This window comes from Ruegeria sp. HKCCA4812 (assembly GCF_013034245.1).
GTDB lineage: Bacteria > Pseudomonadota > Alphaproteobacteria > Rhodobacterales > Rhodobacteraceae > Ruegeria.
In genome coordinates this window covers 374467-388872 of sequence record NZ_WQFQ01000002.1, presented here as the reverse complement: position 1 = coordinate 388872, position 14406 = coordinate 374467, and the positions used below count along the sequence as shown (strand labels likewise).

At 60.1% G+C, this 14406-nt stretch carries 12 protein-coding genes and 1 pseudogene; 9 read left to right on the top strand and 4 right to left on the bottom strand.

The window, feature by feature from the left end; genetic code table 11:
* Positions 1 to 194 precede the first annotated feature (194 nt).
* The 3 genes from dnaE to GOW04_RS09235 all read left to right on the top strand — a co-directional run bounded on the left by dnaE (position 195) and on the right by GOW04_RS09235 (position 4384).
* Positions 195 to 3695, top strand: a complete 3501-nt coding sequence (dnaE, locus tag GOW04_RS09245; protein ID WP_171232329.1) for a DNA polymerase III subunit alpha — start codon at positions 195 to 197, stop codon at positions 3693 to 3695.
* 85 nt (positions 3696 to 3780) lie between these two features.
* Complete coding sequence (locus tag GOW04_RS09240; RefSeq protein ID WP_171172726.1) at positions 3781 to 3999, top strand: hypothetical protein; 219 nt, start codon at positions 3781 to 3783, stop codon at positions 3997 to 3999.
* A 16-nt stretch (positions 4000 to 4015) separates the two neighbouring features.
* The gene (locus GOW04_RS09235) at positions 4016 to 4384 is read left to right on the top strand and encodes a hypothetical protein (protein ID WP_253283557.1); all 369 of its coding nucleotides are present in this window, start codon (positions 4016 to 4018) and stop codon (positions 4382 to 4384) included.
* Between the two features lie 4 nt (positions 4385 to 4388).
* On the opposite strand, the gene GOW04_RS09230 is transcribed toward GOW04_RS09235, so the two are convergent.
* Positions 4389 to 4583, bottom strand: a complete 195-nt coding sequence (locus tag GOW04_RS09230) for a SlyX family protein (RefSeq protein WP_152460143.1) — start codon at positions 4581 to 4583, stop codon at positions 4389 to 4391.
* A 129-nt stretch (positions 4584 to 4712) separates the two neighbouring features.
* On the opposite strand from GOW04_RS09230, the gene hisS reads away from it, so the two are divergent.
* From hisS to hisG, 3 genes are read left to right on the top strand one after another with little or no spacing between them, the layout of a single operon-like run.
* Positions 4713 to 6200: a histidine--tRNA ligase gene (gene hisS / locus GOW04_RS09225; protein WP_171232328.1), complete on the top strand. Its 1488-nt coding sequence runs from the start codon at positions 4713 to 4715 to the stop codon at positions 6198 to 6200.
* 3 nt (positions 6201 to 6203) lie between these two features.
* Positions 6204 to 7292, top strand: coding sequence for an ATP phosphoribosyltransferase regulatory subunit (locus GOW04_RS09220; RefSeq protein ID WP_171232327.1), 1089 nt, complete (start codon positions 6204 to 6206; stop codon positions 7290 to 7292).
* A complete protein-coding gene (hisG, locus tag GOW04_RS09215) occupies positions 7289 to 7978 on the top strand; it encodes an ATP phosphoribosyltransferase (RefSeq protein ID WP_171232326.1) in 690 nt (229 codons plus the stop codon). Before GOW04_RS09220 ends, hisG begins: the two co-directional genes overlap by 4 nt.
* Here hisG and GOW04_RS09210 read toward each other — a convergent pair whose 3' ends face one another.
* Positions 7979 to 8410, bottom strand: a complete 432-nt coding sequence (locus GOW04_RS09210) for a DUF1489 domain-containing protein (RefSeq protein ID WP_171232325.1) — start codon at positions 8408 to 8410, stop codon at positions 7979 to 7981.
* A gap of 129 nt (positions 8411 to 8539) precedes the next feature.
* On the opposite strand from GOW04_RS09210, the gene GOW04_RS09205 reads away from it, so the two are divergent.
* Both GOW04_RS09205 and GOW04_RS09200 read left to right on the top strand, forming a co-directional pair.
* Positions 8540 to 11041: an adenosylcobalamin-dependent ribonucleoside-diphosphate reductase gene (locus tag GOW04_RS09205; protein ID WP_171232324.1), complete on the top strand. Its 2502-nt coding sequence runs from the start codon at positions 8540 to 8542 to the stop codon at positions 11039 to 11041.
* Positions 11042 to 11397: 356 nt separating this feature from the next.
* A pseudogene (locus tag GOW04_RS09200) lies at positions 11398 to 11516 on the top strand (IS5/IS1182 family transposase); the annotation flags it as partial.
* A gap of 30 nt (positions 11517 to 11546) precedes the next feature.
* Here the strand turns inward: GOW04_RS09200 and GOW04_RS09195 are convergent.
* Positions 11547 to 12830, bottom strand: coding sequence for a cytochrome-c peroxidase (locus tag GOW04_RS09195; RefSeq protein ID WP_171119097.1), 1284 nt, complete (start codon positions 12828 to 12830; stop codon positions 11547 to 11549).
* A 3-nt stretch (positions 12831 to 12833) separates the two neighbouring features.
* Between GOW04_RS09195 and GOW04_RS09190 the strand changes: the two genes are divergently transcribed.
* The gene (locus GOW04_RS09190; RefSeq protein WP_152460163.1) at positions 12834 to 13304 is read left to right on the top strand and encodes a tetratricopeptide repeat protein; all 471 of its coding nucleotides are present in this window, start codon (positions 12834 to 12836) and stop codon (positions 13302 to 13304) included.
* Between the two features lie 30 nt (positions 13305 to 13334).
* Here the strand turns inward: GOW04_RS09190 and dctP are convergent, their stop codons facing one another.
* Entirely contained in the window at positions 13335 to 14396 is a 1062-nt protein-coding gene (dctP, locus tag GOW04_RS09185; protein WP_152460164.1) for a TRAP transporter substrate-binding protein DctP, read from the bottom strand.
* Positions 14397 to 14406 lie beyond the last annotated feature (10 nt).

The following is a 14406-nucleotide window of genomic DNA, read 5'->3' as shown; positions in this document are numbered from 1 at the left end:
ACGTATACGGCCTGTGACCGTCTTTTCTGATTAATGGGCAGCCACTTGTAAATAAAGCGGTTTTTGATTGCGACGCCCAGTCAATCCCGAAGCACCTTCTGAAAAAGCCGAATAATCAATGGCGATTTTTTTTGCGGCAAACGTAACGCGGTTCAGCCTTTTGCCGCGCAGCCGGCTGGGGTAGCTTGGGCGTCATGAGCAGTTCTCCACGATTCATCCACCTCCGCGTTCACACTGAATATTCCCTTCTGGAAGGCGCCGTGCGGCTGAAAAAGCTGCCGGGCCTGTGCGAGAAGATGGAAATGCCGGCGGTCGCCGTGACGGATACCAATTCGATGTTTTCTGCGCTGGAATTCTCGGTCACCGCAAGCGGCGCCGGGGTACAGCCGATCATGGGGTGCCAGGTCGATCTGACCTATGTCCAGGCCCAGCCGGGCGAGAAGCCAAAGACGCCCGCGCCTCTGGTGCTGCTGGCGCAGTCCGAGACCGGGTACGAAAACCTGATGAAACTCAGCACGTGTCTCTACGTGGACAAGGGCGGGCAACTGCCTCAGGTCACTTTGGAAGAACTGGCCGACCGATCTGAAGGGTTGATCTGCCTGTCAGGTGGACCTGACGGCCCGGTGGGAATGCTACTGCAACAGGGTCAGCGCCCGGCGGCCGAAGCGTTGGTCGATCGGCTGGCGGCAATGTTCCCCAACCGGTTTTATATCGAGCTTCAGCGCCATCCGGGTGAAGATGGCCAGCCCGAGGCCGAACGCCTGACAGAACGCGGCCATGTCGAGATGGCCTATGCCAAGAACCTGCCGCTGGTCGCCACGAATGACGTCTATTTCCCGACGCCGGACATGTACGAAGCTCATGACGCGCTGATCTGCATATCGGAAGGGGCCTATGTCGACCAGCAGGAAGGCCGCCGTCGGCTGACGGCGCAGCACTACTTCAAGTCACAACAAGAGATGGCGACCCTGTTCGCCGACTTGCCCGAGGCCATCGAAAACACCGTCGAGATCGCCAGACGCTGCGCGTTCACGGCCTATCGACGCGACCCGATCCTGCCAAAATTTGCGGATGACGAGGTGGCCGAGCTGCGGCGCATCGCCAATGACGGCTTGCAGAAACGTCTGGCCGTGATCCCGCATGCCGTGACGCCCGAGGAGTACCAGGAACGTCTGGATTTCGAACTGGGCATCATCGAAAGCATGGGTTTCCCCGGCTACTTTCTGATCGTCGCGGATTTCATTCAATGGGCCAAGGATCACGACATTCCGGTCGGGCCGGGGCGGGGCTCGGGCGCGGGCTCGCTGGTGGCCTATGCGCTGACGATCACCGACCTTGACCCGCTGCGCTACAGCCTGCTGTTCGAACGCTTTCTGAACCCCGAGCGGGTGTCGATGCCCGACTTCGACATCGACTTTTGCATGGACCGCCGCGAAGAGGTGATCCGCTATGTTCAGCAGAAGTACGGCCGCGACAAAGTGGGTCAGATCATCACATTCGGCGCGCTCTTGTCCAAGGCCGCCGTGCGCGATATCGGGCGGGTGCTGCAGATGCCATATGGGCAGGTGGACCGCCTGTCCAAGATGATCCCGGTTGAGGGGGTGAAACCTGTTTCCATCGAAAAGGCGCTGAAAGACGAACCGCGCCTGCGCGAGGCCGCGCGCGAGGAAGAGGTGGTTAACCGCCTGCTGACCTATGGCCAGCAGGTCGAAGGGCTGTTGCGGAATGCTTCGACCCACGCGGCGGGGGTGGTGATCGGCGACCGGCCGCTGGATGCGCTTGTGCCGATCTATCAGGACCCGCGTTCGGACATGCCCGCGACCCAGTTCAACATGAAATGGGTGGAACAGGCCGGGCTGGTAAAGTTCGACTTTCTGGGCCTGAAGACGCTGACCGTGATCCAGAACGCGATGGACCTGATTTTCAAATCCGGGCGTCCCTTGCACATCGCCGCCGATGGCACCGAACTTTATGAGCCCGCTGAGGGGGCTGAAAACCAGATCAACGCCATCCCGCTGGATGATGAGGCGACGTACAAGCTTTATTCCGCGGCCAAGACCGTGGCGGTGTTCCAGGTGGAAAGCTCGGGCATGATGGACGCGCTCAAGCGCATGAAACCCACCTGTATCGAGGATATCGTGGCGCTTGTGGCGCTCTACCGCCCCGGCCCGATGGAGAACATCCCCACCTATTGCGAGGTCAAGAACGGCCTACGCGAAATCACCTCGGTCCACCCGCTGATCGATCATATCCTGGAAGAAACGCAGGGCATCATCGTCTATCAGGAGCAGGTGATGCAGATCGCCCAGGTCATGGCGGGATACAGCCTTGGTGGCGCCGACCTGCTGCGCCGTGCGATGGGCAAGAAGATCAAAGAGGCGATGGACGCCGAACGCCCGAAATTCGAGGCCGGCGCGGCCAAGAACGGGGTGGACGCCAAGAAGGCCTCCGAGGTATTCGACCTGCTGGAGAAATTTGCCAACTACGGCTTCAACAAGTCGCACGCGGCGGCCTATGCGGTGGTCAGCTACCAGACCGGCTGGCTCAAGGCGAACCACCCGGTCGAGTTCATGGCCGGGGTCATGAACTGCGATATCCACCTGACCGACAAGCTGGCGGTGTATTTCGAAGAGGTCCGCAAGGGACTGGGCCTGCCCTACGTGCCGCCCTGCGTGAACCGCTCGCTGGCGACCTTCGACGTGGTGGATGGCCAACTGGTCTATGCGCTGGGCGCGCTCAAGAATGTCGGCGTCGAGGCGATGAACCTGGTGGTGCAGGGCAGGGGAGACAAGCCTTTCGTCAACCTCTTTGACTTCGCCCGCCGGGTCGATCTGAAGAAGGTCGGCAAACGTCCGCTGGAAATGCTGGCGCGTGCGGGCGCTTTTGATGAGCTCGACAAGAACCGTCGCCGTGTGTTCGAAAGCCTTGACCGTTTGGTACAGTATTCGGCGGCGATCCATGAACAGAAAAACTCCAATCAGGTGTCTCTGTTCGGCGAGGCAGGCGACGACCTGCCCGAACCGCGCCTGTCGCCGACGCCCGACTGGCTGCCGGCCGAGCGCCTCAGCGAAGAATTCAAGGCCATCGGCTTTTACCTCTCGGGGCATCCGCTGGACGATTACATGCCCGCGCTGAAGCGCAAACAGGTGATGACGCTGGACGAGGTGACGGAAAGGGCCCGGTCTGGTCCGCTTATCGCAAAGATGGCAGGGGTTGTCGCCGGGCGGCAGGAGCGGAAATCGGCCAAGGGCAACCGTTTTGCTTTCGTTCAAATGTCTGATCCCACCGGCGCCTATGAGGTCACCCTGTTTTCAGACACGCTGGAGAAGTGCCGCGAGTTTTTGGAAACCGGCGCGCAGGTCGTGCTGACTGCCGAGGCAACGATGGAAGCCGATCAGCTCAAGCTGCTGGGCCGCTCTGTTGGCCCTGCGGATTCCTTGGTGGCCGAGGCCGGAGCAACTGGGCTGCGAATCTACGTTGACGAAGCACAGGCCGTACCAACGGTGGCCAAGGTGTTGGAAGACGCCGCCTCTGCCGCGAAAGGGGCTGCACGGGGACCAGTCCAGTTCATGTTGCTGGACCCCAGCCTGCCCGGCGATGTTGAGATGGAACTGGGACGTGAATTCCCAATCAACCCGCAGATCAAGGGCGCGATCAAATCCCTTGAAGGCGTCATGACCGTCGAAGAGATATGACGCCGCTTTGTTGCCAGACTGTTGGTGCCCCGCTAGGCTGACTTGACAGAGATGTCTTTAGGTCATGCCACGGGAGGGCGTTGTTATGACAATAGCAGGTCTCAAGTTCAGAAAGATATTATTCGGCGCAGCAGCGACGCTGGCTTTGGTTTCAGCCTCAGCTGGTCTGGCGGATGACAAGAAAAAAGAAAACACGATCAAAGGCGCCGTGATTGGCGCGGGTGTCGGCGCGCTGATCGGCGACGGCAAAGGTGCCGCCGCCGGAGCGGTGGCCGGTGCGCTGATCGGCGCGAATTCCAAGTAAGCGGAGGAGCATCCGGATGAGGACGAATTTGCTTAAGCCAGCCGCCACCGCCTTAATGCTTGCAGCGCCCGGATTGGCCCTTGCCGACGAGGAAGCCGAACAGATGATGCAGGACGCGCTGCCGCTGATGTATCACACCTGCACCTCTGTTATCGAAGAGGCTGATGGGAACGAAGAATACATTCTGGACGTCGTTGGGAAGATGACGGCCCTTTCGCTTTACAACCGTCAGGTTGACATCGAAGCCCACGCGACTTCGGATGAGGAAAAGGCGGCTCTGAGAGAAACATTTGTGGCCGCCTTGAAAGAGGGCTGCACCGGGGACGAAAACGCCCTGTTGGGCGGCGTTGTGGACAACGCGGTAAAATCGACGCTTGGGCTTTAAATCATCAATAGTGAGGCGGTCGTTCGTCACCAAAGACAACGCCGCCTGAACCTTCCTGCGCCCGTTCTGCTTCGCGCTGCAACAGCATTTCAACCCGTTGGGTCAGCCGGTCGATTTCCGACTGTTGTCTGGTGACGACCGTGTTAAGTTCGTCCACGGTACGGGTCAGATGGGCGATCTCTTCTTCCAGATGCTGCATGGGGAACTCCTGTCTTGCGCTGGTCATAGCGACACAGTTGGCCCAAGGCCAGAGAAAGCGCGCCTTGCCCCGATGCGGACCATGGGATAGACCGCGCGCGGAACAAGGACACTCCCAAGGACGCCCCACATGGCCAAGCCCAAGAAACAGCCCCGCCCCAAGGCCGTCACGCCGAAAGGGTTCCGCGACTATTTCGGCGAGGAAGTCACGCAGCGCACTGAGATGCTGCGGACGATTGCGGGCGTGTATCATCGTTACGGGTTCGACGCGCTTGAAAGCAGTGCGGTCGAGACCGTCGAGGCGCTGGGCAAGTTCCTGCCCGACGTGGATCGCCCGAACGAAGGCGTGTTCGCCTGGCAGGAGTTTGACGAGGGCGGCAATGGCGATTGGATGGCGCTGCGCTATGATCTGACAGCACCATTGGCCCGGGTCTATGCCCAGCACCGCAACGATCTGCACACGCCCTATCGCCGCTATGCGATGGGTCCGGTCTGGCGCAACGAAAAGCCGGGGCCTGGGCGGTACCGTCAGTTCTATCAGTGTGATGCGGATACGGTGGGGACGGCCAGCATGGCCGCCGATGCCGAAATCTGCGCGATGCTGTCGGATACGCTGGAAACCGTGGGCATTCCGCGCGGCGATTATCTGGTGCGGGTCAACAACCGCAAGGTTCTGAATGGCGTGCTTGAGGCGATGGGCCTGGGCGCGGACGCGGCAGCGCGCGACGACGTTCTGCGCACCATCGACAAGTTCGACAAGGTGGGTGAGCAGGGCGTGCGCGAGTTGCTGACCAAGGGCCGGCTGGATGCCTCGGGCGCGTTCATCGACGGTGTGGGCCTGTCCGAAGATCAGGCCGAGCCGGTGATCGCCTTCCTGACCTCCAAGGTCGATGATGCCGCTGGAACGCTGGCCAATCTGCGCGCGGCCGCAGGTGACAGCAAGATCGGCGCCGAAGGCATTGCGGAATTGGAACAGATCGGCGAGTTGCTGGCCGCGGGCGGCTATGGCGCTGATCGCATCCAGATCGATCCCTCGGTCGTGCGTGGTCTGGGTTATTATACCGGGCCGGTCTATGAGGCCGAACTGACCTTCGAGATCTTTGACGAGAAAGGCCGCAAGCGGCAGTTCGGGTCCGTCTCGGGTGGTGGTCGCTATGACGATCTGGTCAAGCGTTTTACCGGGCAGGAAGTGCCTGCGACAGGCATCTCCATCGGCGTTGATCGCCTGCTCGCCGCGCTGCGCGAAAAGGGCCGGACCAGCGTTCAGGCCACCGGTCCTGTGGTCGTGACCGTAATGGACCGCGACCGCATGGCCGACTATCAGGCGATGGTGGCCGAGCTGCGCAATGCCGGCATCCGGGCCGAGGTCTATCTGGGCAATCCCAAGAATTTTGGTAACCAACTGAAATATGCGGACAAGCGGAATTCTCCGATTGCGGTGATCGAGGGCGGCGACGAAAAAGCCAAAGGCATCGTGCAGATCAAGGACCTGATCCTGGGGGCCAAGATTGCCGAAAGCGCCACGCTCGAGGAATGGAAGGAACGCCCCAGCCAGTTCGAGGTGCCGCGCAGCGATCTGGTCGCCAAGGTGCGCGAGATTCTGGACAGTCAGGACTAAGCCATGCCCAACCGATCCCAGATCCAGGCCCGGGCCGCGATGATGCGCGTGCGCTTCGAGGCCGCCGGGGCGCAGGTCGTCGACCCGCCGCTGCTGCAATCGGCCGAGACGCTGCTGGACCTCTACGGCGAGGATATCCGCGCGCGCGCCTATGTAACCTCGGACGCGCTGCGCGGCGAACAGATGCTGCGCCCGGATTTCACCCTACCGGTGGTGCAGATGCACATGCGCGACGGGGCCGAACCGGCGCGCTATACCTATTCGGGTGAGGTGTTCCGCCGTCAGGAGCATGACCCCGACCGCGCCAATGAATACATCCAGGTGGGATACGAGGTCTTTGACCGTGACGATCCGGCCGGGGCCGATGCCGAGGTGTTTTCGCTGATGGCGCTTCAGTTGCGCGGGCTGCCACTGCGCGCGGCAACCGGGGATATCGGTATCCTCACCGCCGCGGTCGAAGGGCTGCGCACGCCCGAGCGTCGCAAGGCCGCCCTGATGCGGCACCTGTGGAGACCGCGCCGATTCCGTATCTTGCTGGATCGGTTTGCAGGTCGCAAGGCGCCCTCGGAAGAGCGCGCCGCGCTGCTGGACGCTGCCGATCCGATGGCCTTTGATGCCCCTATGATCGGCAAGCGCCGCAAGGCCGAAATCGCAGCGCGCATCGAAGCCCTGCGCGAGGACCGAGATACGCCGCCGATTTCCGACAATGAACTGGCCGGGCTGGAAACGTTGCTGAATGTGCGCGAGACCATGCCATTTGCGCTGGAACAGCTGCGCGACGTGGCGGTGGATCTGCCGCAGATCACGCCCGCCTTGGACCGGCTGGAGGCGCGTGTGGCTGCGCTGCAAGCACGTGGCGTCGATGTCGAGCGGTTGGATTTCGAGGCCGCCTATGGCCGGACATCGATGGAATATTACGATGGTTTTGTTTTTGGGTTTTACGCGGAAGGTCGGCCTGACCTGCCTCCGATCGCCACGGGCGGGCGCTATGACGCGCTGACACGGCAATTGGGCCGTGGAGACGAAATCCCGGCTGTCGGCGGCGTGTTGCGCCCCGACCTGATGCTGGAGATTGAGGAGGGTGCTGTATGAGCCTGAAACTTGGTGTGCCGTCGAAGGGCCGGTTGATGGAAAAGACCTTCTCATGGTTCGAAAAACGCGGCATGACCTTGTCACGCAGCGGGTCGGACCGGGAATATGCGGGCAAGGTCGAAGGGATCGACGGTGTCTCTCTGATCCTGTTGTCGGCGGGGGAAATTCCGCGTGAACTGGCGGCGGGGCGGATTCATCTGGGCGTCACCGGGATCGATCTGGTGCACGAGAAACTGCCGCGCTGGGAACAGCAGGTTGAAGAGGTTTCGCAGCTTGGATTCGGCAAGGCTGATCTGATCATCGCAATTCCGGCATGTTGGGTCGATGTCGATACGCTTGATGATCTGGACGCGGCAGCAGCTGCGTTTCGCAAAACCCATGGCCACCGGCTGCGGATCGCCACCAAATACCACCGTCTGGTTCGGGAATTCCTGACAGAAGCGGGCGTGGCCGATTACACGCTGGTCGACAGTCAGGGTGCGACTGAAGGCACGGTGATGAATGAAACCGCCGAAGCAATTGCCGACATCACCTCGACCGGAGAGACCCTGCGCGCGAACCACCTGAAGATCCTCTCGGACGGTCTGATCCTGCAATCGCAGGCCACGCTGTGGCGGAGTCGCGTTGCAAAATATGATCCGACAGAAAAAGCGGTTCTGTCCGAACTGCTGGATCGGTTGCGGTAACTACAGCACACCTATTTCTGCCAGTGCGCGGTTCAGATCATCGGGCAGGGCATCGTCCTGCTCGCGGTTTTTCGGCAAATCGGCAGGGGTATCTTCAGGCTTGAGATAACGCCATCCCTGAAACGGGCGTTTCAGGGCGTTCTGTGTGCGGTGCAGCTTTGGGTCCAGCACAATGGCACAGCGGCGGATACCATCGTCTCCGATCACTTCATCCAGCCGCAGGATCCGCTGGCGACACTGGATTACGCCCTTGATGACCCAATAGATCGATCCGCCGTTCAGAATTTCGGCTTCGCGCTTGGGCCACATGCGGGTGACGTGGCGTGGAAGGCCATCTGCGAACCGCTGGCGATAGCTGTCCTGCCAGGCCATCAGCGTGTCGACGCTTTCCGAACCAACGGACAGTTTTATGAGGTTTACGTAATTTTCCACAGCTTTCCCACAGAGTCGTCCCGAAGACCATCTTTATATTGTAGCTTGGTTCCAATTGTCATCAAGGTGTTGTGGTGAGCATGTGATTTGAGGTAGTCTGGATACCTCTTTCAGCACAGGGAATCACCAATGAGCCGCTTTGCCGCCCCCATCGCCGAGCAGATCTGGGATATGAAGTACCGTTTTAAACAGGCGGATGGCACCCCCATCGATCAAACGGTTGAAGACAGTTGGCGGCGCATCGCCCGTGATCTGGCGCGGGCGGAAAACGACCCGGGGCACTGGGAAGAGAAATTCTATGAGGCACTGGAAGATTTCAAATACCTGCCTGCCGGGCGGATCACAGCAGGCGCCGGCACCGCGCGTCAGGTGACCCTGTTCAACTGTTTTGTAATGGGCACGGTGCCCGACAGCATGGGCGGCATTTTCGACATGCTGAAAGAGGCCGCATTGACCATGCAGCAGGGCGGGGGGATCGGCTATGATTTCTCGACCATCCGCCCGCGTGGCGCTGACGTGAAAGGCGTCGCGGCGGATGCGTCGGGGCCGCTGAGCTTTATGGATGTCTGGGATGCCATGTGCCGCACGATCATGTCCGCGGGCTCGCGCCGTGGCGCGATGATGGCGACCATGCGCTGTGACCACCCGGATATCGAACAGTTCATCACCGCCAAATCTGACCCGGCCCGCCTGCGCATGTTCAACATGTCGGTTCTGGTGACCGATCCGTTCATGGAAGCGGTCAAGGCCGATGCCTCGTGGGATCTGATCTTTGACGGCAAGGTCTATCACACGGTTCAGGCGCGTGATCTTTGGAACAAGATCATGCAGGCCACCTATGATTATGCCGAACCGGGGGTGATCTTCATCGACCGGATCAATCAGGCCAACAACCTGAGCTATGTTGAAACCATCGCGGCCACGAACCCGTGCGGCGAACAGCCATTGCCGCCCTATGGCGCCTGCCTGTTGGGTTCGATCAATCTGGCGCGTTTGGTGGTTGAACCGTTTGAGGCAAAAGCCCGTTTGAATGAAGAGGCCCTGCAAGAACTTGTCGCCACGGCTGTCCGGATGATGGACAATGTCGTTGATGTGTCAAAATTCCCACTGGCCGAACAAGAGGCTGAAGCGCAGGACAAGCGCCGCATTGGGCTGGGCGTGACCGGACTGGCGGATGCGTTGTTGATGCTGGGTCTGCGTTATGGGTCCGACGAGGCGGCGCGTCAGACCGAGCGCTGGTTGCACGCGATCGCCCGCGCCGCGTATCTGGCGTCGGTCGACTTGGCCAAGGAAAAAGGGGCGTTTCCCCTGTTCGATGCCGAGAAATACCTGGCCAGCGGCACCATGCAGCAGATGGATGACGATGTTCGCGAGGCCATCCGCGAGCACGGCATCCGCAACGCGCTGCTGACCTCGATCGCGCCCACTGGGACGATCTCTTTGTACGCGGGCAACGTGTCGTCGGGGATCGAGCCGGTCTTTGCCTATGCCTATACGCGCAAGGTCTTGCAGAAGGACGGCTCGCGGACCGAGGAAGAGGTGGTGGACTATGCCGTTCAGATGTGGCGCGACAAGTTCGGCGATGTCGATCTGCCCGACTATTTCGTGAACGCCCAGACCTTGACCCCGGCCGAGCACGTCAAGATGCAGGCCGCGGCGCAGAAATGGATCGACAGCTCGATCTCGAAGACGATCAACTGCCCCGAGGACATCTCGTTCGACGCCTTCAAGGACGTGTATATGCAGGCCTGGGATCAGGGCTGCAAAGGCTGCACCACCTATCGCCCGAACGACGTGACCGGGAGTGTGTTGAGTGTTTCGTCAACTCCAATTTCACTCGAAGGCGCGACAGTAGCGGACCGAGTTCAAAGCGCGTTGGCGCTTCGAAATACGAATGCGAAGCGAGTTGCCGAGGCTGCCGGTCTAAACGCAACGGCGGTCTATGATATCGTAAAGGGGAAGTCTTTGTCGCCTAGGGTTGAGACGATTCAGAAGGTGGCTGCTGCGCTTCAGGTGCCTGTTGAATCTCTGATCGGCGGGGATTCAGTCGCGCCAGAGGTTATTGCAAGTTCAGATTCTGAGCCGCTTCAACCCCATGGCGATGTCATCTACATGTCCGAACCGCTGGACCGGCCGCAATCGCTTGAGGGTTCGACCTACAAGCTGAAATGGCCCGACAGCGAACACGCGATCTATCTGACCATCAACGACATCGTCATCGGCGGCCGGCGGCGTCCGTTCGAGGTGTTCATCAACTCGAAGAACATGGAGCATTACGCCTGGACGCTGGCCTTGACCCGGATGATCTCGGCCGTGTTCCGGCGCGGTGGTGACGTGTCTTTCGTGGTCGAGGAGCTCAAGGCCGTGTTCGATCCGCGCGGCGGGGCCTGGGTGCAGGGCAAGTATATCCCTTCGATCCTGGCGGCGATCGGCGGCGTAATCGAGCAGCACATGATCGCGATCGGGTTCCTCGAGGGCGAAGGGATGGGGCTGAAGTCCGACCCGCAGGCGCAGGTGGTCAACATGGACGCCCCCCGCGGCAAGGCCTGCCCGTCCTGCGGCCAGTATGACATGGTGATGATCGAGGGCTGCATGACCTGCCGCAGCTGCGGGCATTCGAAATGTGGCTGAGACGGGGGGGTCGCTGTGAAAACCAGCAACAGTCTGCAATTTAACCTGCTCAAACTGCAACTTTGACCACCAGAACTTTGCCATCGCGTTTCGAGGCGCTGGCTTTTTTTGATTTGGATTGTGTAGAGAGAGTTGTCAGCGCTTTAGCACGCTCCCAATAAAGTTGGCGGGTGCCAAACCGCATTGGTCCGCTTGGACCAATCAAAGCTTCGTTAGCCTGATTGTGGTCTTCTAGCCATGCAGTGAAATAAAGCAGGTGCCAAATTGAGAATGCCCACGAAGATTGCAGAGAGTATTTGTTTGTAGGCGATTGATAAGTTTCAGAGATGGGCGGGGCCAGATGAGGCTATCCAGCCGAGAAATGCTTCAACAAGTTGAAGAATGCCAGCCGAGTTGCAACTCGCTGCGACGTGCCCGCCGAAAGCTCTTCGGCTTCGTCGATATCGCATCAACCCGTCTCTGGCTCAGCCATTAGTCAACATGACCTAATTGATGAGAGGGATGGCTAAGGAGTAAACCCTTTCGGCACACCGAATATCGGCGAGTCCACGCTGCGACCTGTCAACGAATGCAGAAAAGCAATCAGGTTTTCTATTTCCAATTCCGCAAGCTGGATCGGATCAATATCAATTTTCTTGCGTTGACGTGCCATTTCATATTGGTCCTGCCAAACTAGGAAATCCGTTTTTTGCAACCATGGCACGTGGGGTAAGGCAGCCATTTGTGGGGTCCATTTGTCCAGGCTGGCCTGCGGATCCAAATGATGGCGAATGACGCTTTCAAGATCGGGGAAGGCGCCATTGTGACCGTACGGTGCGGTCAGGGCAACGTTACGGAGCATCGGGGTGCGGAACCTGTAGGCATCCTCAAGGCGGTTGCTTTCACCCATGCGGCCGACATCCCGGACGAAGGGATCCCACTGCCGGGTGCGACCCGGCCCAAAGGGTGGCAAGCCCAGTGCATGGAACTTCTGATCTGACATGAGCGGTCCGCTGTGGCAGGCGGAGCAGCGGGCTTTGCCGTAGAACAGCCTCATCCCCTCGATTTGCGCCGGTGAAAGGGCATTCATGTCGCCCGCAAGATAGTGGTCAAACGGGCTGTCGGTGCTGCGCCACTCGATCGCCATGAAAGCGGCCAGAGCGTTGGCGACTTGCGTGATCGTGATGTCCTCGGTCGTCTCGACCTCAGCAAAGGCGGCGACTATGGCTGGACCATAGCGCGGATCGGTGCGGACGCGTTTCGCCAGAATGAGCCAGCCCTTGTCGATGCGATCATGCACCGCGCCTGTGACTTCATTTTCGGCCACATTGCCCGCCATCTCGAATTGTGAGGTCAGGGGAAACAGAGCCTGTGCCGCCAGCAGGGAGTTCAGGCCCTCGGGCAGCCACTCCTGCGCCGGGGAATTGAAGCCGTTGCCGTAGACGTCGGAAATGCTCAGCCTGCCGTCGTGAAAGACGGTGTGTATGTCCTTGGCCCCAAGATTCCACAGGCCCGGAGAGTTGCGAGGGATGCGTTTGCGTATTCTGTCGGCCCCGGTGCCGGGTGTGCGGTCCGGCCCCAACCCCTGCCCGCCTTCTCCTATGCCCAGAGACAACCCGTCCGAAGTGCCGAAATCCGGGTGGTGACAATGGGCGCAGGCGTTGTTGCGGTTGCCTGACAGGATCGGGTCGTAAAACAGTTGATGACCGATGGCGGCCTGTTCCATATCAAAGGGGATAAAGTCATCATCGGTCAGCGGGCGCGGCAAATCCTGTGCCACAGCGGCCCCGACCCAGAAGAAGGCAACCATCCCATGCGCCAGCTTGTTCTTGCCCTTTGCGTATTTGCGTCTCCGGCTCTGGCTGAACTGGAACAAGCCCGCGATATGATGGAAGCCGGACAGTTTGCTGCCGCGCGCGAGGAACTTCTTCCAGCCGCGCGCTCGGGCAACGCCGAGGCTGAAGAGCTGATCGGCGTGATGTACGGGCTGGGTTTGGGGGTCGAGCAGGATTACGAACGGGCTTTTGAATGGTATCTGCGCGCCTCGATGAAGGGGCATCCGGGGGCGCAATCGGGCGTTGGCTGGTATTACGAATTGGGTCTGGGCATGCCTGCGCCCGATCTGGTGCGCGCGTATATGTGGTACACGCTCAGCGCCATTGGCGGCGACCCCGATGCGGCGATCAGCCTTGAGGAAGTGGTCAAGAAAATGTCGCCGGAGCAGATTGAAAAGGCGCATGTTCTGGTCAACGACTACAAAGGGTGGATGTACCCGTTTCGGTGAGGGCCAGGCCGCAAAGCCCGGCCCAACCGTTCACTTCAGATCCGCATCGCGAGCGGCGTTGACGTCCGCCTCAGCCGCCGCGACCGCCTCGGTCAGTGCAGCAAATATCTCATCGCCACGCGCAACGTTGGACTGGAACCAATCATAGACTGGCGTTGCGGCCTCTTTGAACGCAGCCTTCTGATCGGGTGTCAGCACATAGAGGTCTCCGCCACCGGCAACGAAATCCTCATAGGCTTGGATCGACTTGCGCTTGGGGGAGGCGAAAGTGGCCTGTTGCAGGGCATAGAACCCGTCGACCACGACGCGGCGCAGATCCTCGGGCATCTCCTGGAACTTGGCGTTGTTCATCCACCACAATGCGCCCATATAGGCGTGGCCGTCCAGCGTTACGTATTGCAGGCCCGCATCCGGGAATTTCATGCCCATGATGTCGGTGATGCCGTTCTTGGATCCTTCAACGACACCGGTCTGGAAGCTGGTGAACAGTTCCGGCCACGGGATCGGGGTGGGCGACGCACCCAGCGCCTTGACCAGTTCCTGCGGCAGGTCGGCGACGACGGTGCGGATTTTCAGACCTTCCATATCCGCAGGCTCGGCAATGCGGCGCTGTGTGTTGGCAAAGTTGCGCCAGCCGCCGGTGTTGCCGATGGTCATCAGACGGATTGCGCCGCCCGAGTCCTCAAGCGCCATGTCGCGCATTGTGCGGGTGAAATCGCCCGACAGGACATGCTCGGCAATGCGGTCATCGGCCATCAGATAAGGCAGGTCCAGAACCTGCACGTAAGGAAAGATGCCTGAGGCACCGCCCGAGGTCGAGATGTAGATGTCGATGGTGCCGTCTGCCACGCCCTGCAAGCATTCGGCCCCGTTCGAGCAGAGCTGTGTGCCGATGAACAGTTCGACCTCGATCGCGCCGTTCGAGGCAGATTCGACATAGTTCTTGAAGACGATCAGCCCGTCATAATCCTCATCGTTTTCGTTCGAATTTGCGGTTGCGCGCAGCGTATAATCGGCGGCTGTCGCAGCCATGGCCGACGCCGCCACCAGCGATGTGGCCACCGCTGCGGTTTTGATGAATTCTCTGAGCATGCGTTTCCTC